Raw genomic sequence first — 22,404 nt, forward strand, 5'->3', positions numbered from 1 at the left:
AAGCCGGGCCTGCACGACCGACAAGCCGCCTCACTCCGCTGTCCACGAACCCTCGCTGCGCGGATCGGCCGCGCCGATCCAGCGGCCGCCCACCCGCTTGGCGGCGTTGGCCTTGAAACCGGGCGGGCGCACCGCGACGGTGTGCCCCAGCGCATGGAGCTGATCGGCCATGCCGGCGAGTGCGGTGCCCTGTTCCAGATAAACCGTGTCGCCGGGGCTGAACAGCACCGGCAGCGCCAGCGCCGGTTGCGGCTCCATGCCAAAATCGAGCATCGCGATCAGGTTCTTGGCGGTCTGCACCGGGATCGTCGCGCCCCCCGCCGCGCCAACCGCGATCAGCAGGCGCCCCTGCGCATCGTACACCAGCGTCGGGCTCATCGAGCTGCGTGGCCGTTTGCCGCCTTCCACCCGGTTAGCGACCATCACGCCGTTCTTCGCCGGAGTCATGCTGAAATCGGTCAGCTCGTTGTTGAGGTAGAAGCCGCCGAACACCAGCCCCGAGCCGAACCCGCTTTCGATCGTGGAGGTATAGCTGACCGCGTTCCCCCACCGGTCCAGGGCGACGAAGTGCGAGGTGCCGTTCTCTTCGGGCTCGTCGCCATCGGCCAGGGCCAGCGCGCCGGGCACCGGACCTGCGGGGGGCGTCGGCATCGTGCGATCGGGCGCAATCAGCGCGCCGCGCGCGGCCAGGTATGCCGGATCGGTCATGCCGGTCACGGGCACGGGGATGAAGTCGCTGTCGGCGCTGAACTTCTCGCGGTCGGCGTAGGCGAGCCGCTGCGATTCGGCGAACAGGTGCCAGAAGGTCGGGCTGTCGGGGCCAAGCGCGGCCAGATCAAACCGCTCGAGCTGCTTGAGAATCGCATAGACCGTGGTCGCGCCGGACGAAGGCGGGCCCATCCCGCAGATGCGATACGTACGATAGGTGCCGCACACCGGCGGGCGCTCCTTCGCCTCGTACGCGGCGAGGTCGCCGGCATTCAGCGGGCGCGGGCGCGGGGTATCGGCGGCCACCTCGGCGGCGAGCGCGGCGGCTGCCGGCCCCTGGTAGAAGCTGTCCGCGCCCGCTTTCGCCAGCCGCTCCAGCGTGGCGGCGAGCGCCGGGTTGCGCACGGTGGTACCAACCGCCAGCGGCTGTCCGTCGGCGCCATAGAACAGCGCCCGGCCATCGGCATCGCGGGCACCGGTGGCGCGGCCGGAGGCAAGTGCTTCGCGGAATCGTTCGGTGATCTGGAAACCGTCGCGCGACAACGCGATCGCCGGCGCGAACAGCTTCGCCCAGCCAAGCCGACCGTGTTCCCGGTGCGCCAGTTCGGCCAGGCGAAGATTGCCGGGAACGCCCACGGACAGCCCGCTCGCCTGCGCCTGGCCGAACGGCAGCGGCTTGCCATCGGGGCCAAGGAACCAGTCACCGGTCGCGCCCGCGGGGGCTTTCTCGCGGCCGTCAATGGTCTCCACCTCGCCCGCCGCGTTGCCGTGCACATAGAATCCGCCGCCGCCGATGCCCGAGCTTTGCGGCTCGACCACCGTCAGCGCCAGCATCGTGGCGATCGCCGCGTCGGTTGCGCTGCCGCCCTGGCGCAGCATCACCATGCCGGCTTCGACCGCGCGCGGATCGGCGGCGGATACCAGGCCGACGTCGGGCGCCAACGGAGCGGCAGCCTGGGGGGCGGGAAGGGTGGCGCAGGCCGCGAGCAGCGGCAGCGCGGCGAGCATCGGGATAAAGCGGCGCAGCATGGCTGGCAGCGCTACTCCGTCCCGACCGCCTCCGCAATCGAAGCGAATCCGTCGCGGCGCATCAGGTGTTCCAGACCCCGGGTCATGCGGCGGGCGAGGCCGGGACCTTCGTACACCAGCGCGCTGTAAAGCTGCACCAGGCTGCCCCCGGCGCGAATGCGCTGCCAGGCCTGCTCCGCGCTGGCGATTCCGCCGACGCCGATCAGCGGCAGCTCGGCGCCCGCGATGGCGCGGAAGCGGCGCATCTGCGCCAGCGCCAGGTCGTGCAGCGGAGCGCCCGACAGCCCGCCGGTCTCGCCGGCGTCACGCGACGACAGGGTGGGCCGGGACACCGTGGTATTGGCGACGATCAGCGCGGCGATGCCGTGGTCCAGCGCGGCGCGGACGATCCGTTCGTGATCGCCGCCTGTCAGATCGGGCGCGACCTTCAGGAACACCGGCGGATCGCCCGCGCGCCGCTCGCCCGCAATGGCGGAGAGGAGCGCGGCCAGTTCCCCTTCCGCCTGCAGGTCGCGCAGACCCGGCGTGTTGGGGGAGCTGATGTTGATGGTCAGGTAATCGGCCAGCGGCGCGAACGTGCGGATGCCGGCCACGTAATCGGCGATGCGGTCGGGCGTATCCTTGTTCGCGCCCACGTTGACGCCGACCACCCCCACCCGGCGCCGCCGGGCGAGCCGCGCCACCGCCGCCTGCGCCCCGGCGTTGTTGAATCCCATCCGGTTGATGACCCCGCGATCCTGCGTCAGCCGGAACAGGCGGGGGCGGGGGTTGCCGGGCTGCGGGAAGGGAGTGACCGAACCCACCTCGACAAAGCCGAAGCCCAGCCCCAGCATCGCGTCGGGCACCTCGGCGTTCTTGTCGAAACCCGCCGCCAGGCCGACCGGGTTGGGGAACCGTACGCCCGCGATCTCCGACCCCAGCGGGCCGTCAGCCGGCGGCGCGCGGTCCGGGGCCAGCCGCAGCGCCGCGATCGTCAGCCGGTGGGCGGTTTCGGGCTCGAGCGCGAACAGCGCGGGGGCGGCGAGGCGATAGAACACGCCGGAGGCTATGGCGCGGGCGGCATGGGCTGTCGAGCGCCCGGCAATCGTCCGGACCAGCGGGCGCGGCGGCTGTCGCTTTTATACAATCCCGCCGATGGGGAATCGGCTAGGCAGCGGGCGCGACCCGAAGGGCTCGAAGCTTGCGAGCGACGAGTTCCTTGACTTCAAGGCGGCTCCGGCACCAGTCGGGGCCGCTTTTTCGTGCGGCGCCTGACGCGTCAGGCGAGCTTGAGGCCCTCCTTGTTCATCGCCTTGGCAAGCTCCGCGTTCTCCTGCTCGCTAAGGGCGGCGCGCAGCTTGGGGAAAGTGTCGTTCTCCTCTTCGGCCATGTGCGTTTCGAGGTTGCCGCGCAGCGTGCGGGCGGTCTCCAGCCAGCGGGCGTCGTCCTTGGGCATCATCGTCAGGTCGAACAGCAGTTGCTTCACGACGCCGTGATCCTCGTTGAGGTGCTGCGCCTGCTCCAGCAGGCCGCGCTGGCGCATCGCGGCATACACCACGTTCTCTTCCTGGAACGCGTGTTTGCCGATCATGTGCTTGATCTGCATCAGGTGGAACGAGCGGCGCGCGGTGTCGTCACTGGACGTTTTCTCCAGCAGGTCGAACACCGCCAGCGTCGCCTTGTGCTCGGCGGCGAGCGCTTCGTCCCATTCGCCCTTGAGCATGGTCGGCGCCTGCACCGCCAGCTTGCGCGCGGGGTTAGCGAGCAGGCCCAGCATCAGCCCGGCACCGCCTGCCAGCAGCATCATCAGCGGATTTGCGTCGCGGTCGAGATCGGCCATCGTGAGTCTCCTGAATGTACTTGGCCAACGCCACCTTCCGCACCCCGTTCCGATGATTCACTGCGAACGACTCGCAAGAAAGCGACGTGTGTTGAAAGACTTGGCCGGCAGGCCTAGGTAATCGGAGCAATCCCGTCCGATTAGAGGTTCTCGCCGCTTCATGCGCCTGTCCAATCTTGCCGATTACGCCGTCGTTACGATGGGCGCCGCGGCGCGCCATTGCGGCGGCGGGCGCACCAGCGCGGCCGAACTCGCCGCCGAGACCGGGCTGCCCGCGCCGACCGTCGCCAAGCTGGTCAGCCGGCTGAGCGCGGCGGGCCTGCTGCGCTCGGTGCGCGGAGCGGGCGGCGGCCTGCAGCTCGCGCGCCCGGCGGCGGCGATCACGCTGGCCGACATCGTCGAGGCGGTCGAGGGGCCGATCGCATTGAGCGCCTGCAGCGACGGCGGCGAGTGCGCGATCGACCAGACCTGCGCGGTGCGGCCCCATTGGCCGGTGGTCAACCAGGCGCTGCGCGGCGCGCTCGCCAGCGTCAGCCTCGTCCAACTGAGCCGGGAGCCGGCGGCATGAGCGACAACGTGCTTCTCCAGGATCAGGCCGCGCACGACGCAGCCGCCCGCGCGGCGGACTACGAGCACGGCTGGTCGGCCGACATCGAGACCGAATTCGCGCCCAAGGGACTGAGCGAAGACACCGTCCGCTATATCTCCGCCAAGAAGGACGAGCCCGAATGGATGCTCGACTGGCGGCTGAAGGCGTTCCGGTTGTGGCAGACGATGGCGGAGCCCGACTGGGCAAAGCTCGGCTACCCGCCGATCGACTACCAGGACGCGTATTACTACGCCGCGCCGAAGAAGAAGCCGGAGCTGGAATCGCTCGATGAGCTCGATCCCGAGATCAAGGCGGTCTACGACAAGCTCGGCATCCCGATCGGCGAGCAGGAAGTGCTCGCCGGGGTGCGCAAGGTGGCGGTCGACGCGGTGTTCGATAGCGTCAGCGTGGCGACCAGCTTCCGCGCCGAACTGGAGCGCGCGGGCGTCATCTTCCGCTCGATCAGCGAGGCGATCCGCGAATATCCCGATCAGGTCAGGAAGTGGCTCGGCAAGGTGGTGCCGCAGCGCGACAACTACTTCGCCACCCTGAACAGCGCGGTCTTTTCCGACGGGACGTTCGTCTACATCCCCGAAGGCGTGCGCTGCCCGATGGAGCTGTCGACCTATTTCCGCATCAATGCGGAGAACACCGGCCAGTTCGAACGCACGCTGATCATCGCCGAAAAGGGCAGCTACGTCAGCTATCTCGAAGGCTGTACCGCGCCGATGCGCGACGAGAACCAGCTCCACGCCGCGGTGGTCGAGCTGGTCGCGATGGACGATGCCGAGATCAAGTATTCGACCGTGCAGAACTGGTACCCCGGCAACGCCGAGGGCGTGGGCGGGATCTACAACTTCGTCACCAAGCGCGGGCTGTGCCAGGGCGCGCGCAGCAAGATCAGCTGGACCCAGGTCGAGACCGGCAGCGCGGTGACCTGGAAGTATCCGAGCTGCGTGCTCAACGGCGAGGGCAGCGTGGGCGAGTTCTACTCGGTCGCGGTGACCAACAACTTCCAGCAGGCCGACACCGGGACCAAGATGATCCACAACGGGGCGAACACCCGCTCGACGATCATCTCCAAGGGCATTTCGGCGGGCAAGAGCAATAACACCTATCGCGGTCTCGTCCGCATGGGCCCGAATGCGGAGAACGCGCGCAACTTCACCCAGTGCGATTCGCTCCTGCTCGGCAGCCTCAGCGGCGCGCACACCGTGCCCTACATCGAGGTCAAGAACCCCACCGCGCAGATCGAGCACGAGGCGACCACCAGCAAGATCAGCGACGACCAGCTGTTCTACGCGCAGCAGCGCGGCCTCGGCACGGAAGAAGCGGTGGCGCTGATCGTCAACGGCTTTGCCAAGGACGTGATGAAGCAACTGCCGATGGAGTTCGCGGTCGAGGCGCAGAAGCTGCTGGCGATCTCGCTTGAGGGGAGCGTGGGATGACCGACCGCAAGACCCTCCAGCTTCGCTCGCCGGAAGAATCCGCCGACGCCGCGCCCGTCATCAAGAAGAAGGGCCGCGGGTGGGAGATTTCCGACAAGCGGCTCGATGCGCTGCACGACCGCGCGCGCGACATGCGGCGGCACTCGACCCCGGCGCACAAGGCGCTGGCCGAACGGTTCGCCAAGGCCGACCTCGGCAAATACAAGTTCACCCGCCACGCGGTGATCGGCAGCGCGATCGTCGATTTCGGCTGCCCGATGCTCGGCATGGCGGTGTCGATCGACGAGGAGGGGGTGGACCCCGCCATCGCCCAGCGCCGCGACAAGAGCCTCAACGCGGTCGGCATCCGCGTGATGCGGATCAAGGCGAGCGACATCCTCGAAGACATGGACGCCGTGCTCGCGCGGATCACCGCCGGCATGAAGATGCGCATGAATGACAAGCGGACCCGTGCGCGCGAGCACGCCGCCGCCAATCCCGATCAGGACTGGTCGCGCCCTGCCCGGGCACCTTCGCGCGGACCTCGCGACGACCGGAAGCCGCGATGATCCGGTTGTTCGCTGTCGCGGCGCTCGCCCTCGCCCTTTCGGCGCCCGTAACGGCGCAGGACGCGCTGGGCGACAAGCTTGCCGAATCGCGCCTGCGCGGGTGCCTGCTGGCGGGCGCGTCGGGCACCGGGCAGACCCAGCTTGAAGCCGCAGTGATCCAGACCCGGGCGTACTGCGGCGCCCAGATCGGCCGCGTGCAGGCGCTGCGCATCGCCGCTGCCACGCGCGGTCTTTCAGGCAATGACGCGCAAGCGGCCAAGACCCGCGCGATCCGCGACTTGAACACCGAGATCGCGCAGGCGGTCGCCAACTTCACCGGACTGACACCCTGACATGCTCAAGATCGACAATCTCCACGCCACCGTCGCCGACAAGCCGATCCTGCGGGGGCTCAGCCTCGAAGTGGGCGCGGGCGAGGTGCACGCGATCATGGGGCCCAACGGCGCGGGCAAGTCCACGCTCGCCTATACGCTCGGCGGGCGGCCCGGCTATGAGGTGACCAGCGGATCGGTGACGTTCCAGGGCCAGGACCTGCTTGCCCTTGAACCGCACGAACGCGCCGCCGCGGGCCTGTTCCTGGGTTTCCAGTACCCGGTCGAGATCCCGGGCGTCAGCAATGTCCAGTTCCTGCGCGAGGCGCTCAATGCCCAGCGCGCCGCGCGCGGGGAAGAGCCGCTGACCGGCGGCGAGTTCCTGAAGCTGGCGAAAGAAAAGGCCGGCCTGCTGCGGATGGACATGGACATGCTGAAGCGGCCGGTGAACGTCGGCTTTTCGGGCGGCGAGAAGAAGCGCGCCGAGATGGTCCAGATGGGCATCCTCGATCCCGCGTTCGCTGTGCTCGACGAAACCGACAGCGGGCTCGACATCGATGCGCTGCGGATCGTCGGCGACGGGATCAATGCCATCATGCGCGCGCCCGGCAAGGGCGTGCTGCTGATCACCCACTACCAGCGGCTGCTCGATTACGTGAAGCCGGACCGGGTCCACGTGCTCGCCCGGGGGCGGATCGTCGCCTCGGGCGGACCGGAACTGGCGCACCAGCTCGAAAGCCAAGGCTACGAAAGCGTGGCCGGGGCGGTGGCGGCATGAGCTGGCTCGCACCCCTCCTGCTGATCGCGGCGCAGGCTACCGCAGCGGCTGCGCCGGCGCCAACTCCGCGGGAGATCGACCCCAAGGTCGCGGCGCAAGTGCCGATCATCGCCGGGAAGCTGGAACATTGGCAGGGCACCTGGGGCGTGGTCGGCAGCAAGCTCGCGTGCCGGACCACCCGGTCGAGCGGCGACGAGGAAATCGACGCGCTCGGCTGCGCCTCGACGATCGCCTGCGTGAAGACCGAATTGCCGGCGCTCAAGGCGATCGCCGATGGCGCGGGCACCGAAGCCGACAAGCAGCGTCGGATGGGCGAGAAACTCGCTACCCTGCAGCCGTGCATGCGCGAACACCGCGGTCACGGTATCGCCGAACTGGCGGTGAAGCGGGGGCGGGGATGACGCTCGCCGTGCGTCCCACCACCCGCGACGAGGACTGGCGCTATGCCGATGCGGGCGAGCTCGCGGCGCTGGAACCGGCCGTGCTCGACGCCTGGCACGACACCACGCTGGCGCCGGGCGAGGTGCGGGGCAAGGACCTGATCCTGGATGATGCGCATCCCGGCATCCACCGCGTCCGCCTGCACGTCGGCGCGGGCGCGCGGGCCGAGCTGTTCGCGGTGCTGTCGGCGTCTGCCTACACCCGGCTGGAAGTCGAGGTGACGCTGGCCGAAGGCGCGCATTTCGAGCTGGGCGGAGTGACCATCGGCGGCGGCAACGTGGTGCGCGAGATCGTCACCCGCGTGAACCACGCGCATCCCAACGCGACCAGCAACCAGGTGGTGCGCGCCGTGCACTGGGACGCCGCCACCGGCAACTTCCTCGGCCGGCTGATGGTCGCCCGCGATGCGCAGAAGACCGATGCCGCGCAAAGCTTCAAGGCGCTGCTGCTCACCCGCGGCGCGAGCGCCAATGCCAAGCCCGAGCTGGAGATCTTCGCCGACGACGTGAAGTGCGCCCACGGCGCCGCGATCGGACAGCTCGACCAGGCAGCGGCCTATTACATGGCTGCGCGCGGGCTGCCGCCCGAACTGGCGCGCAAGCTGCTGGTGCAGGCGTTCGTCGCCGACGCCTTCGTGGCGCGGGCCGAATCCGACGCGCTGCTCGATGCGGCATTGGGCGCGCTCGCGGCTTCGGGAGGAGACGCGCGATGAACGTGATGAGCACCATCAGCCGCAAGTCGGAGTTTCCCGGCCTCCTCGGCGCGGACGGCCAGCCGTGGCACTACCTCGATACCGCCGCCACCGCGCAGAAGCCGCAAGTGGTGATCGACGCGATGAGCCGCGCGCTGGGGGCCGACTACGCTACGGTTCACCGCGGCGTGTACTCCCGCTCGGCGCAGATGACGCTGGGCTACGAAGCGGCCCGGCGCCGGGTGGCCGCGTTCATCGGTGGGCGGGACGACGAACTGGTGTTCACCCGCGGCGCGACCGAGGCGATCAACCTTGTCGCCTACAGCTACCCCGACAAGCGCCGGGTGCTGCTCAGCCAGTTGGAGCATCACTCCAACATCGTGCCCTGGCAGCTCGCCGGTTGGCAGGTCGACGTCTGCCCGCTGACCGCCGATGGCCGGATCGATCTCGACGCGGCAGAAGCCATGCTGACCCCCGATCACACGATGGTCGCGCTGGCGCATGTCTCCAACGTGCTTGGTAGCGTTCTCGATGCGCGGCGCGCGGCCGACCTCGCGCACTCGGTCGGCGCGAAGCTGCTGCTCGACGGGTGCCAGGCGGTGCCGCGGATGCCGGTCGATGTCGCCGCGCTCGACTGCGACTTCTACGCGTTCTCGGCGCACAAGCTTTATGGCCCGACCGGGATCGGCGCACTGTGGGGTCGGGCCGAACTGCTCGATGCGCTGCCGCCGTGGCAGGGCGGCGGGTCGATGATCGACCGGGTCACGTTCGAACGCACCACCTATGCCCTCCCGCCGCAGCGGTTCGAAGCCGGAACACCGGCGATCGTCGAGGCGATCGGATTCGCCGCGGCGTGCGATTATGTCGATTCGATCGAGGTTGCATCGATTGTACGGCACGAAGCGGACCTGGTGGCGGCCTTGCGCGGTGCGCTCGCGCCCATGAGCGACGTCACCCTGTTCGGGCCCGAAGACAGCGCCGGCATCGTCAGTTTCGCGCTTCAAGGGGTGCATCCGCACGATCTCGGCACAATATTGGATGAGGAAAACGTCGCTATCCGCGCCGGGCACCACTGCGCGCAGCCGTTGATGGATACGCTCGGCGTGCCCGCCACGGCCCGGGCAAGCTTCGGGCTTTACAGTGACCAGGCCGATGTCGCTGCCCTGGTTCGAGGGATCGAGCGGGCCCGGCGCATTTTCGCATGACTCAGGATCTTCGCATGACCGACCAGCCCAAGTTCGAAATCGAGGAAGTGGATGCCGTCCCCGCCCCGCCGCGCGCCTCGGTCGAAGACGCCGAAACCCCGCGCGACACCTTCGAGCGCAAGCGGGATTATCTCGAAGGCTTCCTCGCGCAGAAACCACAGGTGGCGCATGCCGGAGAGCCTGGCGGCGACCTGTACGAGAACGTCGTCGAGGCCCTGAAGGAAATCTACGACCCGGAAATCCCGGTGAACATCTATGACCTGGGCCTGATCTACGGCGTCGATGTGACCGCCGACGGCGAGGCCAAGGTGACGATGACGCTCACCACCCCGCACTGTCCGGTTGCCGAAACCATGCCGGGCGAAGTCGAGCTGCGCGTCGGTGCGGTGCCCGGAGTGCGCGATGCCGAAGTGCTGCTGGTGTGGGACCCGCCGTGGGGCCCGGACAAAATGACCGACGAGGCGCGGCTTGAACTGGGGATGCTGTGATGACCACGACGTTGCGCGAACGACCCGCCGCGGTCCTGCTGACCCCCGCCGCCGAGGCCCGGATCGCTGAGCTGATGAGCAAGGCGCCAGTCGACGCGATCGGGGTGAAGCTGTCGACCCCGCGCCGGGGATGCTCGGGCCTCGCCTACTCGGTCGACTATGTTACCGAAGAAGCCAAGTTCGACGAGAAGATCGTTACCCCCGGCGGCACGTTCTACATTGACGGAGCCAGCGTGCTGTATCTGATCGGCAGCACGATGGACTGGGTGGAGGACGATTTCACCGCCGGCTTCCAGTTCGCCAACCCCAACGCCAAGGGCGCGTGCGGGTGCGGCGAAAGCTTCATGGTGTAATCTGCCGGGGCCGCGTCCCGACCCTATGCCGGACCGGAATCATAGCGCAGCGCCCCGCTCGAGTTCGGCGACTAGCGCTTCAACGCTTTGACGCACGCCGCCCGGTCGACATCGAGCCCGTCGCTAGAGCGGCGCGCATCGACGTACGTTGCCTTAGGTGCGGCTCCGGGGGCGGGCGGGTAGAGATAGACGTCGAGCACGCAGGCTTCGCTGCCGAATTGCAGCTTGCGCGCGTCGCCTTCCCAGACATCGAGCCGCGGGACGCCGAACTGGCGCTGAAGCCCCGCGCTGTCGGCGCCGATCACCCCTTCCAGGCCAGGCAGGTTCATCACCCGTGCCGGGCGGAAGCCGCCTGTGGCCGGCGCCGCCGGCCGCGTTGCGGGCACCGCTGCGGCTCGCGCCGGCGCGGCGGCGGGAGCGGTGGACACTCTCGCCCCAGTGGTGGGGGCACACGCGCCGAGCGCCGCGATCGCCAGTAGCGGCCAGGCTTTCATCCGCGCATCCTCCGCCCATGTACGAGATGCGTGGCGGCGGCGGCACCGATGACGGGCGCGAGCAGATTGGCGAACGGGATAAGCAGCATGCCCGCGACGATCCCGCCGAGCGCCAGGCGTGTCAAGGCGCCGAGCGGCGGGGCGGTGGCGGCACTCGGCTGATGGCGCAGCCATACCATGTCCATCAGTTCGCGCCCGAGGAGCCAGGCGTTGACCGCCCAGAACAGCAGGGCGGTGCCGACACCCGTCACCAGCAGCAGCAGCGCGACCGGCAGGGCCATCAGGTTGATCAGGATCGCGCGGATCAAACCCGATGCCGCGTTGCGGGCGTCTTGGGCAAACGACAGCTGGCGCGCGGTCCTCGCCGCATCGGGGTAGTATCGGGCTTCGACCGCCAGGACCACTTCATCGGCGAAGAACTGCAAGACCGCCAAGGCCACGACGCGGAACAGCAGCCAGCCGCCGATGATCGCCAGGACAATGCCGATCAGCCCGCCGATCTCACCATAACCCGCCGCGTAATTCTCGATCAGGGTGACGGCGCCGCGCCACGCGGCCACGGCGAACGCGGCGAAGATCGCCAGCGTTATCGCCATGCTTTTCGCCAGCACCGCGAGCACCCGGCGGTCGCCGATCTGCCCCAGCGCGCGGGCGAAGGCTGAAGGGACGCCGATCATCGCTGCCTGCCCTACCGCTTCGCTGCTTGAGAGCAAGTGCTGCAGCCTCAGACCCTTGCCGTCCCCGCCCATAGCGCTTGGCGCGAGGGCCGCCACCCGCTAGTCGCGCGGCGACCGAGAACGCGAAGGAATTGAAGTGTCTGAAACCCGTTACGACGTGATCGCCATCGGCAACGCCATCGTCGACATCATGGCGCCGAGCGACGATGCGACGATCGAGCGGCTGTCGCTCAACAAGGGCGGGATGACGTTGGTCGACGCTGATGGCGCGCGGCGGCTGTACGAGGCGATGGGCCCGGCGCGCGAGATATCGGGCGGCAGCGCGGCCAACACCCTGGCCGGGCTGGCGGCGCTCGGCGCGCAATGCGCGTTCATCGGGCAAGTCGCCGACGATCAGTTTGGCCGGGTGTTCGCACACGACATCCGCGCGGGCGGAATCGCGTTCGACACTCCTGCGCGCGAGGCCGAGCCCCCCACCGCACAGTGCCTGATCTTCGTCACGCCCGATGCCCAGCGGACCATGAACACGTTCCTGGGCGCGAGCCAGTTCCTGCCCGCGGCCGCGCTCGACGAGGCGGCCATCGCGGCGGCGAAGGTGCTGTATCTCGAAGGGTACCTATGGGATCCCGAAGAACCCCGCGCGGCGATGCGCCGGGCGATCGACGCCGCGCGTTCGGCCGGACGCGAGGTTGCCTTCACCTTGAGCGAGGTGTTCGTGATCGACCGCCACGGTGACGATTTCCGCAGCCTGATCGCCGATGGGCTGATCGACGTACTGTTCGCCAACCACACCGAACTCGCCGCGCTGACCGGCGAGAGCGAGTTGGAAGCCGGACTGGCCGCGCTGCAGGACAAGGTGCCGACGCTGGTCGTGACCTGCGGCGCCGAAGGTGCGGTCGCGCTCAAGGGTGGCGAACGGGCGCAGGTGCCATCAGTCGCCACCACGATCGTCGACACCACCGGCGCGGGCGACCTGTTCGCTTCCGGCTTCCTCTACGGCCATGTGAACGGTGAGCCGCTGGAACGCTGCCTGCAGCGCGGCGCGATCTGCGCGGCGGAGATCATCAGCCACTACGGCGCCCGGCCCGAGGCTAATCTCAAGGCGCTGATGACGGAGCAGCTGGGCTAGGGCGTCACGCGGTGGTGGTCTCCAGGATCACTCGGACAGTTTCCTCCGGTTCGTCCCATAGCGGGAAGTGTCCGCTATGCTCGAACCAGTGAAGCCGCGCTGAAGGGAAAGCCGTCAGCGCCCGCTCGGCCTGACCGGGCCAGCACAGGCGATCGTGGCGGCCCCAGCCGATCGTGATCGCGCCGCTGCTGGACGACGCCGGACCTTCTTGCATCGGCGCTGCGGCGAGATCGTTGACGAGCTGCGTGAACGTGCGAGTGCTGGCGTAGCTGTCGAGCTCGTCAGCGACCATTTCACCGTCGAGCTCCCAAGGGTGCGCGGACAGTTGGGCCAGCAGCATCGAGCGGGTGACAGGGCTATGCGCCATCGGCTTCCGCGTCCCGCCCAGACCCCGCAGCAAGTACACGGAGGCGAGCAGCGTGGTCTGCAGGTAATGTCGCTCCCACCCCATCCAGAAGCCGCCGGGATCGAGCGCCACCACCGCTCCCGCATGACCGCGCCGCGCCATTTCCAGCACCAGCCGGCCACCCAGCGAACTGCCGACCATATCCACCGACTGAAAGCCCTGGCTCACCAGGTACTCCGCCAGACTGTTAGCCAAGCCGGCGAACGTGTCGCTGCCGGGCGTGACGGGGGTCTGCCCGTGTCCTGGAAGGTCGATTGCGATCACCTTTCGCTCGGCGGCGAGCGACGGCACGATCTTCCGCCAGGTCGTGTGGTTGCTGCCAAGCCCGTGGACCAGCAGGAGCGACCGTCCTTCGCCGTGGGTGATGGTGTGCAACGCTTGATCCGATCCTGCTGTGCGTCCGGATTACGTGACCCAATCCTGGCAGAGCCGCTTTGCTCCGGATCAGTCGGTCTTCTCGCGTTCCACTTCGCGCCAGCCGATGTCGCGGCGGCAGAACAGATTGGGTGCGTCGACCGCGCCGATCGCGGAATAGGCACGGGCTTGCGCCTCCACCACAGTGGACCCAGTGGCGGTGACGTTGAGGACCCGGCCGCCGCTGGCGACAAGCGCGCCGTCCTGCAGCGCGGTGCCGGCGTGGAAAACCTTGGCACCCTCCGCCTCGGCGTCGCCCAGCTTGATCGCGCCGCCCCTGGTGGGCGCGCCGGGGTAACCGTTGGCTGCCATGACCACCGTCAGGGCCACGTCCGGCGCCATGTTCACCGAGGGCGCAGCCGCCAGCCGGTTCTCGGCGCAGGCGAGCAGCAGTTCGCCCAGATCATCCTCCAGCCGCATCATCAGCACCTGGCATTCGGGATCGCCGAACCGGCAGTTGTACTCGATGAGCTTGGGCCCCTCGCTCGTCAGCATCAGCCCGGCGAACAGCACGCCCGAATAGGGCGACCCGATGTCGGCCATCGCGCGGACCGTCGGCAGGATGATCCGCTCCAGCACCTCGCCCTCCAGCAACGGGGTGAGCACACGCGTCGGGCTGTAAGCCCCCATGCCGCCGGTGTTGGGGCCGGTATCGCCATCGCCCACGCGCTTATGGTCCTGCGCGCTGCCGAACGAGAGCACCGATGCGCCGTCGGTCAGCGCAAAGAAGCTTACTTCCTCGCCGGTCATGAACTCCTCGATCACCACTTCCGCGCCCGCGGTGCCGAACTGTCCGCCGAACATGTCGGCAAGCGCGTCCTCGGCGTCGGCGCGGCTTTCGGCGATCACCACGCCCTTGCCCGCGGCCAGACCATCGGCCTTGAGCACGAACGGCGGCGCGAAGCCGTCCAGCGCGGCGCGAGCTTCGTCGAGCGAGCGGGCGTGCACGTACCCGGCGGTGGGAATGCCTGCCCGTCGGCACAGTTCCTTGGTGAAGCTCTTGCTCCCCTCCAGCCGTGCCGCTTGCGCAGACGGACCGAACACCGCCACGCCCGCAGCGCGCAACGTATCGGCCAAGCCATCGACCAGCGGCGCTTCGGGGCCGATCACCACCAGCCCGATGCGCTTGTCGTCGCAGAAGCCCACCACGCTCGCGTGATCCGTGAGCAGCAGTTCGACCAGCTCTGCGTGCTCGGCGATCCCCGGGTTGCCCGGCGCGGCGTAGAGCCTATCTTCAGGGCCGGCGAGCAGGCGTGATTGGGCCAGCTTCCAGGCCAGCGCATGTTCGCGTCCGCCGCCGCCCAGCAGAAGGATGTTCATGCCCGCTCCCGATTTCCTTGAAGAAAGTGGTGGGCTGGTAGCGAAGGGCCGGGCCGGGGACAACGCCGAGCCGTTGTCGGTCAGCGAACTCGCCGGCATGCTCAAGCGCACGGTGGAGGACCGCTTCGGTTTCGTCCGCCTGCGCGGCGAGCTGTCGGGGGTGAAGCGCGCCGCCTCGGGCCACCTATATTGCTGCCTAAAGGACGAGAGCGCGGTGATCGACGGCGTGATGTGGCGCGGTCCCGCTGCCGCGCTGGCGTTCCGGCCAGAGGACGGGTTGGAGGTGGTCGCCAGTGGCAAGCTGACGACGTACCCGGGCCGCTCCAAGTATCAGGTGGTGATCGAGAAGCTGGAACTGGCCGGCGAGGGCGCGCTGCTCGCGCTGCTGGAGAAATTGCGTTTGCGGCTGGCGGCGGAGGGGTTGTTCGCGCCCGAGCGCAAGCGGCCGCTGCCGTTTTTGCCCGCCACCATCGGCGTGGTCACGTCCCCCACCGGAGCGGTGATCCGCGACATTCTCCACCGCCTTGCCGACCGCTTCCCCAGCCGGGTGCTGGTATGGCCGGTGCTCGTCCAGGGGCAGGGTGCGGCCGAACAGGTGGCCACCGCGGTGCGCGGGTTTTCCGCCCTGCCGGAAGGTCACGCACTGCGGCCCGACCTGGTGATCGTCGCGCGTGGGGGCGGTTCGATCGAGGACTTGTGGAGTTTCAACGAAGAAGCGGTCGTGCGGGCCATCGCGGAATGCTCCATACCGACCATCAGCGCGGTGGGGCACGAGACCGATACCACGCTGGCCGATCACGCCGCCGACCGCCGCGCCCCCACGCCGACCGCCGCGGCCGAGATCGCGGTGCCGGTATTGCGCGAACTGAGCGCCACGCTGGCCGATTTCGCCCACCGCAAGCAGCGCTGTGCGCTGCGCCCGGTCGATTTGGGGCGCGAGCGGCTGGAAGCGCGCGCCAAGCGCCTGCCGCAGCCACAGGTGCTGCTCGCACCTCAAGCGCAGAAGCTCGACGATCTCGCGGATCGGCTCCGGCGCGGATTGCGCGACCGGGCGGCACATGGTCGCGAGCGGCTGGCGCGCCTGCCGCTAAACCGCTCCGTGCTCGATCGCGCGGCGCGCGATGCGCAAACGCGACTGGCACACGCGCGTCTGTCGCCCGCCTTGCTCACCACCAGGATGGACCGCGAGCAAGCACAGGTCGTCGCTTCGGGCAGGCTGCTGGCATCCTTCGATCCCCGCGCGCCGCTTACGCGGGGCTTTGCGCTGGTGCGGGATGCGGACGGCAAGCTGCTGCGGTCAAAGGACGAAGCCGCACGCTCGCCCGCCCTCGCCGTGGAGTTCGCGGACGGCACGCTCGAGGTCGCTCCGCTGAGCGGCATGCAGCGCAAGCCGCGCCCCGTCGCGCCGGCGAAACGGTCAGTGGCATCCAGCGCGCAAGACGATTTGTTCGGGTGAAGGCTAAGTGATAGGACGCCAGGCATGCTGATGAAATCGGGCGAACAGGCCGCGCAACTGATCTACGGACCCAACGGATTCAGGGTGATGCGCCCCGGCAGTCACGTGGTCTGCGCGGTCACCGGCGAGGCGATCCCGCTCGAAGGACTGCGGTACTGGAGCGTCGAGCGGCAGGAAGCCTACGCCAACCCGGAAGTGGCCACCCGCCGTCTGCTGAAGTGATCCGCGCCGCCCCCTCTCTCGCGGCGGCGCTGACGCTGACAGCTTGCACCGCTAGCGATACCGCGCCCAGAAACGCCGCGCCCGCGTCTACCCCCGCCGTCCAGCCCGTCCGCACGTCCGCGCCAGCTGCCGCGCCGGTGATCAGCGGTCCGGCCACCTTCGTGTTCGACGGTCAGCTGACCCAGGGCGGCTGGATTCGCGGGCAAGCGCCCGGTGGGACGCGCAGCGCAGCGCTGAATGGCGAACCGCTGGCAGTCGATGCGCAAGGTCGCTTCTTCGCCGCGTTCGACCGCGATGCAGGATCGAGCGCGGTCCTGTCGGCGCGGCTGGCCGATGGCCGGGTGGTGACCAGCCCGCTCTCGATCGCGCCGCGCGAATGGCAGATCGAACGGGTCAACGTGGCCCGCGCGCCCGGCGGGGCGACCGAGGCTTTTCTGGCGAGGCGCCGCCCGGAACTGGCCCGGATCGGGGCGGCAAGGGAGCGCAACAGCCCCAGCGACGGCTGGCGGCAGAGCTTCATCTGGCCGGTTCAGGGCCGCATCTCCGGCCGGTTCGGCTCGCAGCGGATTTATCGCGGCGAGCCGGCGGCGTATCATTCCGGGCTAGACATCGCCCCCGGTGCGGGCGCGGCTTATGTCGCGCCGGCGGACGGGGTGGTGGTGCTGGCAGCGCAATCGCCCTTCTCGCTGGAGGGCAACCTGCTGATCATCGACCACGGCATGGGCCTCAACAGCGCGTTCCTGCATTCGCAGAGCCTGGCGGTGAGTGAAGGACAATCCGTCAAGCAGGGCCAGCTGCTCGGCACTGTCGGCGCCACCGGTCGCGCGACGGGGCCGCACCTCCACTGGTCGATCAAGTGGCGCGACGCGCGGCTTGATCCGCTGCTGTTCCTGCCGCCTCGCTGACGCGCACGAAAAAGCGCGCCGAAGCCGAAGCTCCAGCGCGCATTTTCGAAATCCTCGAAGGATCAGGCGGCGGCTTGCGCGGCCTTTTTCAGTTCGCGCTTCACCTTCAACGCGGTGGTCGACAGCTTCTCGTCGCTGGTCTTGAGCAGCCAGGCATCGAGCCCGCCGTTGTGCTCCACCGAACGCAGACCGTGCGTCGACACGCGGAACTTGAAGCTGCGGTCGAGCTTCTCGCTCATCAGCGTCACGTTCTGCAGGTTCGGCAGAAAGGTCTTCTTGGTCTTGTTGTTGGCGTGGCTCACATTGTGGCCGACCTGACGGCCTTTGCCGGTGAGTTCGCAAATACGCGACATGACAAATCTCTTCGCAAGAATGGGTTCGGCGGTGCCGGGAAAGGCGCGCGCTTAGCTAAGCCCTCGCGAATCGTCAAGCGTATCCCTAGGCAGGCGCAATGAACCGGTGGCCCTTGCCTGACCCGATGAAGCGCGCGCTCGCCCTTGCGCGGGAAGCGGCGGACGCCGGTGAAGTGCCGATCGGTGCGGTCGTGGTCAAGGACGGGCGGGTGATCGGCGAAGGACGCAACGCGCCGCGCGGCGACCATGACCCGACCGCGCATGCAGAGATCGTGGCGATCCGCGCTGCCGCGCGGACGCTCGGCGACGAACGGCTGACGGCCTGCGAGCTGTTCGTCACGCTGGAGCCGTGTGCGATGTGCGCCGGCGCGATCGTCCATGCGCGGCTGGGGCGGGTGACCTACGCCGCGCCCGATCCCAAGGGCGGCGCGGTCGCTCATGGGGCGCGAGTGTTCGATCATCCCCAGTGCCTGCACCGGCCGGAGGTGGTCTGCGGGATCGGCGAGGGCGAGGCGGCGGGCCTGTTGCGCGAATTCTTCCGCGCCCGCCGCTAAAGCCCGCGCCAGATCCTGACCGGCGCGCGGTCTGGCGGGCCCAGGCGGCCGCCGCAGGGCGCCGGCATGAAGCGCCTGTCGTAACACAGCCGCAATTCTTCCAGCCAGCCGCGCTGGTTGAGCTTCACCCCCACGGCATCAGCGCGCCAGCCCGGGTTGGCGGCGGCGAAACGGCGGCGGATCAGGCCAACGTTCAGTTCGGGGTCCTTGGACAACTGATCGAAATCGGGCAGCCGCAGCCCCTGATAGAGTATCCGGGTGACTTTGGCATAGGCGGCCGGGGTGCGGACCATGCACGCACCGTGTTTGGCCCATTGCCGCCCCTGCAGCCGCGCCGATGGGCTGATGCACAGATTGGCGCGGATGTCCGTGGGGGTCGGCTTGCGCGACGTGGGACACCACTGCGGCCAGCTGCTGCGCCCCTGCGGCCACAGCCCGTGCACCACCAAGCCGAAGCGGCCGTTGGCGCCGGAGCACTGGACCGCGTCGGCCGCCCGCCGTTCGCGCCCCTTGCAGAACTCGGGCGCCCAGCTCAGCGCCAGGACATAACCGGTCACCGGCATCCGGCGCGCAGGGCCATCGGGCCGCACGTCCGGAACCGCTAACCTGGCGGGAACACGACACTGATACGCCTGCGCGGCCGCCGGAAACGGGCTCACCGCCACACAGAGGACCGCGCTAACCGCCAGATGCCGCATAGCGCCCCCTCGAATGGTCGAACCAGCGCCGCGCGCCGGGGAGAAACAGGCACCCGACCGCGACCAGTGCCGCGAGCCGGGCGAGCATGGTGGCGGCAAAGTCGACGTCCGCGCCGGGCAAGCGCGAAACCGCGGACAGGATGCCCCACGCGTTCACCAGAGCCATGGCCAGGAGCAGCCAACGGGCAAACCGAGCCGCGACAAACCACACCAGGAACAGGGTGATCGCAGCGATCGAGAGTTGCGCGGACAGCACAACGATCGCTGTGTCGGACGAGACGGCAAAGCCTGGCAGACGCGTCGCCAATGCCACTCGGGTTTCCTCAAGGGCCATAAGCCCGTGGGCAAAGATCAGCAGGGCCGCGCCGAGGTATATGACCGCGAACGCCCGGATCGCCCCCGGCCGTGGGCCCTGGCGCCACCTCACAACGCGGTGAAATCGAGCCCGATGTCCGCCGCGGGCGCGCTCTGGGTCAGCCGCCCGACGGAAACGAAATCCACGCCGGTCGCCGCTTTTGCCTTGATGGTGTCGAGGTTGATCCCGCCGCTCGCTTCGGTGGGCACGCGGCCAGCGACGATGCGCACGGCTTCGCGCAAGGTGGCCGGCGCCATGTTGTCGAGCAGCAGGCGAGTGGCCCCGGCTGCCAGCGCCGGCTCGATCTGCTCGACCCGGTCGACCTCGCAGATGATCTCGCGCACCCCGGCGGCGACCGCGCGGCGCACCGCATCACCCACGCTGCCGGCGACCAGTACATGGTTGTCCTTGATCATCGCCGCATCCCACAGGCCCATGCGGTGGTTGGCGCCGCCGCCCATCCGCACCGCGTACTTTTCAAGGTGACGCAGGCCCGGAATGGTCTTGCGCGTATCGAGCAGGGTGCAGTGGGGATTGTCCATCGCGCGCACGTAGGCGCGGGTCAGCGTGGCGACCCCGGACAGGTGCTGCACGATATTGAGCGCGCTGCGTTCGGCGGTCAGCATCGCCCGGGCGTTTCCTTCCAGCCGCAGCAGGTCGGTGCCGGGGGAGACGTCCTGCCCGTCTTCTACCAGCCGTTCGACGATCATTCGGGGGTCGAGCGCGCGGAAGAACGCCTCGGCCAACGGCAACCCGGCGACGACGATCGGATCGCGGCTGTCCATGACGCCGGCAAAGCGCGCATCGGCCGGGATCACGCTTTCGCTGGTGACATCGCGCCCGCCGCCCGGCAGCCCTAGGCCCAGATCCTCCGCCAGCGTCTCGCGGACGAAACGGTCGAGGTCGAAGCCGGGAAGCGACCAGGCATCAGTGGACAAAGCGCGCCACCACGTCGCGGTAGGACCGGCTTACTTTCACTTCCGCGCCGCTGTCGAGCACCAGGAAGCATTCGCCATTGGTGTGCGGCTTCACCTGGCGGACGAGGTTGAGGTTCACGATGGTGGAGCGGTGGACGCGCTGGAAGGTGCGCGGATCGAGCCGGCGCTCCAGGTCCTTCATCGTTTCGCGCAGGATCAAGCTGTTGTCGCCGGTGTAGATGCACATGTAGTCGCCGGCAGCCTCGATATGTTCGATGGAATCGATCTCCACCCGGAAGATCTGCCCGCGGTCCTTGATGTTGATCAGCTTTTCGTAGCGGTCGGCGCTGTCAGCCGGGGCCTCGTCGCCGGCGGCGAATTCCTCCGCCGCGTCGGGCGCCACTTCGCTCAGCACGTTCTTGAGCTTTTCGGCTTCTTCCGCGCTGCGCTTTTCGGCCAGCCGCTGGCGCACCCGCTCGATCGTATCGGCCAGCTTGTCCTCGTCCACCGGCTTCATCAGGTAATTGACCGCGTTCGCCTCGAAAGCGCGGATCGCGTGTTCCTCGAACGCGGTCACGAACACGAACAGCGGCGGCTCGATCTCCATCACGCCCTTCACCACGCTGAACCCGTCGAAGCCGGGCATCTGGATATCGAGGAAAACGAGGTCGGGTTTCTCGGTCTTGATCGAGCGGATCGCCTCGCGCCCGTTGGCGCAGGTGCCGATCACCTCGACATCGTCGAACTTGTCGAGGCGCAGCTGCAGGCCCTGGATGGCCAGCTTCTCGTCATCGACGAGCAGGGTGCGGATGGTCATGCGGCAGTGTTTCCAATCGAAAGCGCCGGCGGCTCAGGGGCGAGCGCGGCGGGGGCGGCAGACGGCCGTTCGACCGCCTGGGATTCGCGGCGGTGAGCGGGTTCGTAGGGAATTTCGATGATGACGGTGAAACCGCCTTCCGGCGGATTGCGGATTTCGAAGCGGTGATCCTCGCCATAGGCTTGTTGCAGGCGGTCGCGGATGTTGGCCAGGCCGACGCCGGTCGACACGGTCCGGCCCACTCCGGCGAGCGAGGCCACGCTGGCTCCGCCGCCGCCTTCGCGCAATCCCGGCCCGCTGTCGGACACGGCGACCCGCAGCCGCCGTCCGACGAGTTGCGCGGTGAGCGAGATCGAGGCGCCTTCTTCCTGCGGGCTGACCGCGTACTTGATCGCGTTCTCCACCAGCGGTTGCAGCAGCATCGACGGCAGGCAGGCGTTCGCCGCCTCCGGCTCGATCTGGAAATCGGTGCGCAGGCGTTCTTCGAATCGCATCCGCTCGATGCCGAGATAGAGGTTCAGGGTCTCCACTTCCTGCGCGATGGTTACCTTGCTGCCCGGCTCGCTGACCAGCGTATGGCGCAGGAACGCGCTCAGGCGGGTGAGCATCGCGTTCGCCGGCTCGGTCTGTTTGAGCAGCACCAGCGTGGAAATCGAATTCAGCGTATTGAACAGGAAGTGCGGGTTCAGCTGGTAGCGCAGCATGGCGAGCTGCGCGCTCGTCGCCTGGGCTTCCAGCCGCTCCAGTCGGTCAGCCTGTTCCTCCACGGTCAGGAAGAAGTTGATGGCATAATACAGCGCCGACCAGGCGCCGATCAGCGTGCCGTCGAGGAACGCCAGGCCGACGATCCGCTGGGCGAAGGTTGTCTCGCGGCTGCCCGAAAAATAGATTCCCTGCAGCCAGGCGTCGACCGCGGCGTAGAACCCGACCGCTACCGCCAGGGTGACTGCCGTCATCCCCCAAGTGACCAGCGCTGTACGCTGCATCAGGTGGCGATAGATCACCGACAGGACCAGGCTGATCGCGAACCCGGTGACCACCTGCACCAGGATGATCAGCAGCAGGTCCCACGGCGCCTCGTTAGCGAACGCGGACACCGCGCGCAGCGCGAACACACCGCCCCAGCCCGCGAACTGCAGGTTCCAGAAGGCTGCGTTCTTGTTGTCGAAGAACGGCGCCGGGCGGAAAGGCAGCTTGACCATTCGCGTTGGCCTTAACCTAATCTCGTCTGGCCGTCAGACAAGTTTTGGCAACGACCCGCGGGATGCGTTATACGGCA

Annotated in this window: 28 protein-coding genes; 15 read left to right on the plus strand and 13 right to left on the minus strand. The window is 68.5% G+C overall.

The window, feature by feature from the left end; translation table 11 throughout:
- Positions 1 to 30 precede the first annotated feature (30 nt).
- The 3 genes from ggt to C0V74_RS08765 all read right to left on the minus strand — a co-directional run bounded on the left by ggt (position 31) and on the right by C0V74_RS08765 (position 3,556).
- Positions 31 to 1,737: a gamma-glutamyltransferase gene (gene ggt / locus C0V74_RS08755; protein WP_143251465.1), complete on the minus strand. Its 1,707-nt coding sequence runs from the start codon at positions 1,735 to 1,737 to the stop codon at positions 31 to 33.
- Between the two features lie 11 nt (positions 1,738 to 1,748).
- Entirely contained in the window at positions 1,749 to 2,774 is a 1,026-nt protein-coding gene (locus C0V74_RS08760; RefSeq protein WP_143251466.1) for a quinone-dependent dihydroorotate dehydrogenase, read from the minus strand.
- 221 nt (positions 2,775 to 2,995) lie between these two features.
- The gene (locus C0V74_RS08765; protein WP_246844814.1) at positions 2,996 to 3,556 is read right to left on the minus strand and encodes a hemerythrin domain-containing protein; all 561 of its coding nucleotides are present in this window, start codon (positions 3,554 to 3,556) and stop codon (positions 2,996 to 2,998) included.
- Between the two features lie 160 nt (positions 3,557 to 3,716).
- Here C0V74_RS08765 and C0V74_RS08770 point away from each other — a divergent pair, with 160 nt between their 5' ends.
- Genes C0V74_RS08770 through C0V74_RS08815 form a run of 10 tightly spaced genes read left to right on the plus strand, consistent with a single transcriptional unit; the run spans position 3,717 to position 10,408 of the window.
- On the plus strand, positions 3,717 to 4,124 hold the full coding sequence (locus C0V74_RS08770) for an SUF system Fe-S cluster assembly regulator (RefSeq protein ID WP_131620867.1): 408 nt from the start codon (positions 3,717 to 3,719) through the stop codon (positions 4,122 to 4,124).
- The gene (sufB, locus tag C0V74_RS08775) at positions 4,121 to 5,593 is read left to right on the plus strand and encodes a Fe-S cluster assembly protein SufB (protein WP_143251467.1); all 1,473 of its coding nucleotides are present in this window, start codon (positions 4,121 to 4,123) and stop codon (positions 5,591 to 5,593) included. The genes C0V74_RS08770 and sufB overlap by 4 nt, the downstream gene beginning before the upstream one ends.
- Positions 5,590 to 6,141, plus strand: a complete 552-nt coding sequence (locus C0V74_RS08780; protein ID WP_143251468.1) for a DUF559 domain-containing protein — start codon at positions 5,590 to 5,592, stop codon at positions 6,139 to 6,141. Before sufB ends, C0V74_RS08780 begins: the two co-directional genes overlap by 4 nt.
- Complete coding sequence (locus C0V74_RS08785) at positions 6,138 to 6,473, plus strand: hypothetical protein (protein ID WP_143251469.1); 336 nt, start codon at positions 6,138 to 6,140, stop codon at positions 6,471 to 6,473. The genes C0V74_RS08780 and C0V74_RS08785 overlap by 4 nt, the downstream gene beginning before the upstream one ends.
- A gap of 1 nt (position 6,474) precedes the next feature.
- The gene (gene sufC, locus C0V74_RS08790; protein ID WP_143251470.1) at positions 6,475 to 7,230 is read left to right on the plus strand and encodes a Fe-S cluster assembly ATPase SufC; all 756 of its coding nucleotides are present in this window, start codon (positions 6,475 to 6,477) and stop codon (positions 7,228 to 7,230) included.
- Positions 7,227 to 7,631: a hypothetical protein gene (locus C0V74_RS08795; RefSeq protein WP_143251471.1), complete on the plus strand. Its 405-nt coding sequence runs from the start codon at positions 7,227 to 7,229 to the stop codon at positions 7,629 to 7,631. The genes sufC and C0V74_RS08795 overlap by 4 nt, the downstream gene beginning before the upstream one ends.
- Positions 7,628 to 8,383 carry a SufD family Fe-S cluster assembly protein gene (locus C0V74_RS08800; protein WP_143251472.1) on the plus strand — a complete coding sequence of 252 codons (756 nt, stop codon included), beginning with the start codon at positions 7,628 to 7,630 and terminating at the stop codon, positions 8,381 to 8,383. The genes C0V74_RS08795 and C0V74_RS08800 overlap by 4 nt, the downstream gene beginning before the upstream one ends.
- The gene (locus C0V74_RS08805) at positions 8,380 to 9,567 is read left to right on the plus strand and encodes a cysteine desulfurase (protein WP_143251473.1); all 1,188 of its coding nucleotides are present in this window, start codon (positions 8,380 to 8,382) and stop codon (positions 9,565 to 9,567) included. Before C0V74_RS08800 ends, C0V74_RS08805 begins: the two co-directional genes overlap by 4 nt.
- 14 nt (positions 9,568 to 9,581) lie before the next feature.
- Entirely contained in the window at positions 9,582 to 10,055 is a 474-nt protein-coding gene (locus C0V74_RS08810) for an SUF system Fe-S cluster assembly protein (protein ID WP_143251474.1), read from the plus strand.
- Positions 10,055 to 10,408: an iron-sulfur cluster assembly accessory protein gene (locus tag C0V74_RS08815; protein ID WP_143251475.1), complete on the plus strand. Its 354-nt coding sequence runs from the start codon at positions 10,055 to 10,057 to the stop codon at positions 10,406 to 10,408. Before C0V74_RS08810 ends, C0V74_RS08815 begins: the two co-directional genes overlap by 1 nt.
- A 71-nt stretch (positions 10,409 to 10,479) precedes the next feature.
- On the opposite strand, the gene C0V74_RS08820 is transcribed toward C0V74_RS08815, so the two are convergent.
- Both C0V74_RS08820 and C0V74_RS08825 read right to left on the minus strand, forming a co-directional pair.
- Positions 10,480 to 10,902: a hypothetical protein gene (locus tag C0V74_RS08820; RefSeq protein WP_143251476.1), complete on the minus strand. Its 423-nt coding sequence runs from the start codon at positions 10,900 to 10,902 to the stop codon at positions 10,480 to 10,482.
- Complete coding sequence (locus tag C0V74_RS08825; RefSeq protein WP_143251477.1) at positions 10,899 to 11,579, minus strand: EI24 domain-containing protein; 681 nt, start codon at positions 11,577 to 11,579, stop codon at positions 10,899 to 10,901. The genes C0V74_RS08820 and C0V74_RS08825 overlap by 4 nt, the downstream gene beginning before the upstream one ends.
- Positions 11,580 to 11,715: 136 nt before the next feature.
- On the opposite strand from C0V74_RS08825, the gene C0V74_RS08830 reads away from it, so the two are divergent.
- Entirely contained in the window at positions 11,716 to 12,708 is a 993-nt protein-coding gene (locus tag C0V74_RS08830; protein WP_210413401.1) for an adenosine kinase, read from the plus strand.
- 4 nt (positions 12,709 to 12,712) lie between these two features.
- Here the strand turns inward: C0V74_RS08830 and C0V74_RS08835 are convergent, their stop codons facing one another.
- Positions 12,713 to 13,489: an alpha/beta fold hydrolase gene (locus C0V74_RS08835; protein ID WP_143251478.1), complete on the minus strand. Its 777-nt coding sequence runs from the start codon at positions 13,487 to 13,489 to the stop codon at positions 12,713 to 12,715.
- A 69-nt stretch (positions 13,490 to 13,558) separates the two neighbouring features.
- Positions 13,559 to 14,848: a phosphoribosylamine--glycine ligase gene (gene purD / locus C0V74_RS08840; RefSeq protein ID WP_143251479.1), complete on the minus strand. Its 1,290-nt coding sequence runs from the start codon at positions 14,846 to 14,848 to the stop codon at positions 13,559 to 13,561.
- On the opposite strand from purD, the gene xseA reads away from it, so the two are divergent.
- The 3 genes from xseA to C0V74_RS08855 are packed head-to-tail and all read left to right on the plus strand — an operon-like array spanning position 14,847 to position 17,431.
- Entirely contained in the window at positions 14,847 to 16,304 is a 1,458-nt protein-coding gene (gene xseA, locus C0V74_RS08845; protein ID WP_143251480.1) for an exodeoxyribonuclease VII large subunit, read from the plus strand. The two genes, purD and xseA, sit on opposite strands and share 2 nt — an antisense overlap.
- A gap of 24 nt (positions 16,305 to 16,328) precedes the next feature.
- Entirely contained in the window at positions 16,329 to 16,526 is a 198-nt protein-coding gene (locus C0V74_RS08850) for a DUF2093 domain-containing protein (RefSeq protein WP_131620897.1), read from the plus strand.
- Positions 16,523 to 17,431, plus strand: a complete 909-nt coding sequence (locus tag C0V74_RS08855) for a M23 family metallopeptidase (RefSeq protein ID WP_143251481.1) — start codon at positions 16,523 to 16,525, stop codon at positions 17,429 to 17,431. The genes C0V74_RS08850 and C0V74_RS08855 overlap by 4 nt, the downstream gene beginning before the upstream one ends.
- Before the next feature lie 62 nt (positions 17,432 to 17,493).
- On the opposite strand, the gene rpmB is transcribed toward C0V74_RS08855, so the two are convergent.
- Positions 17,494 to 17,784, minus strand: coding sequence for a 50S ribosomal protein L28 (rpmB, locus tag C0V74_RS08860; protein WP_131620901.1), 291 nt, complete (start codon positions 17,782 to 17,784; stop codon positions 17,494 to 17,496).
- Between the two features lie 98 nt (positions 17,785 to 17,882).
- Between rpmB and tadA the strand changes: the two genes are divergently transcribed.
- Positions 17,883 to 18,338, plus strand: coding sequence for a tRNA adenosine(34) deaminase TadA (tadA, locus tag C0V74_RS08865; protein WP_143251482.1), 456 nt, complete (start codon positions 17,883 to 17,885; stop codon positions 18,336 to 18,338).
- Here the strand turns inward: tadA and C0V74_RS08870 are convergent.
- The 5 genes from C0V74_RS08870 to C0V74_RS08890 all read right to left on the minus strand — a co-directional run bounded on the left by C0V74_RS08870 (position 18,335) and on the right by C0V74_RS08890 (position 22,327).
- Positions 18,335 to 18,901 carry a ribonuclease T gene (locus tag C0V74_RS08870; RefSeq protein ID WP_349236007.1) on the minus strand — a complete coding sequence of 189 codons (567 nt, stop codon included), beginning with the start codon at positions 18,899 to 18,901 and terminating at the stop codon, positions 18,335 to 18,337. The genes tadA and C0V74_RS08870 overlap by 4 nt on opposite strands.
- Before the next feature lie 115 nt (positions 18,902 to 19,016).
- A complete protein-coding gene (locus C0V74_RS08875) occupies positions 19,017 to 19,349 on the minus strand; it encodes a hypothetical protein (protein WP_143251484.1) in 333 nt (110 codons plus the stop codon).
- A gap of 110 nt (positions 19,350 to 19,459) precedes the next feature.
- Entirely contained in the window at positions 19,460 to 20,329 is an 870-nt protein-coding gene (nadC, locus tag C0V74_RS08880; RefSeq protein WP_143251485.1) for a carboxylating nicotinate-nucleotide diphosphorylase, read from the minus strand.
- Positions 20,319 to 21,125: a LytTR family transcriptional regulator DNA-binding domain-containing protein gene (locus tag C0V74_RS08885; protein ID WP_131620910.1), complete on the minus strand. Its 807-nt coding sequence runs from the start codon at positions 21,123 to 21,125 to the stop codon at positions 20,319 to 20,321. The genes nadC and C0V74_RS08885 overlap by 11 nt, the downstream gene beginning before the upstream one ends.
- Complete coding sequence (locus tag C0V74_RS08890) at positions 21,122 to 22,327, minus strand: histidine kinase (RefSeq protein WP_143251486.1); 1,206 nt, start codon at positions 22,325 to 22,327, stop codon at positions 21,122 to 21,124. The genes C0V74_RS08885 and C0V74_RS08890 overlap by 4 nt, the downstream gene beginning before the upstream one ends.
- Positions 22,328 to 22,404 lie beyond the last annotated feature (77 nt).

It is taken from the genome of Altererythrobacter sp. TH136 (assembly GCF_007065885.1).
In the GTDB taxonomy this organism is placed as follows: domain Bacteria; phylum Pseudomonadota; class Alphaproteobacteria; order Sphingomonadales; family Sphingomonadaceae; genus Tsuneonella.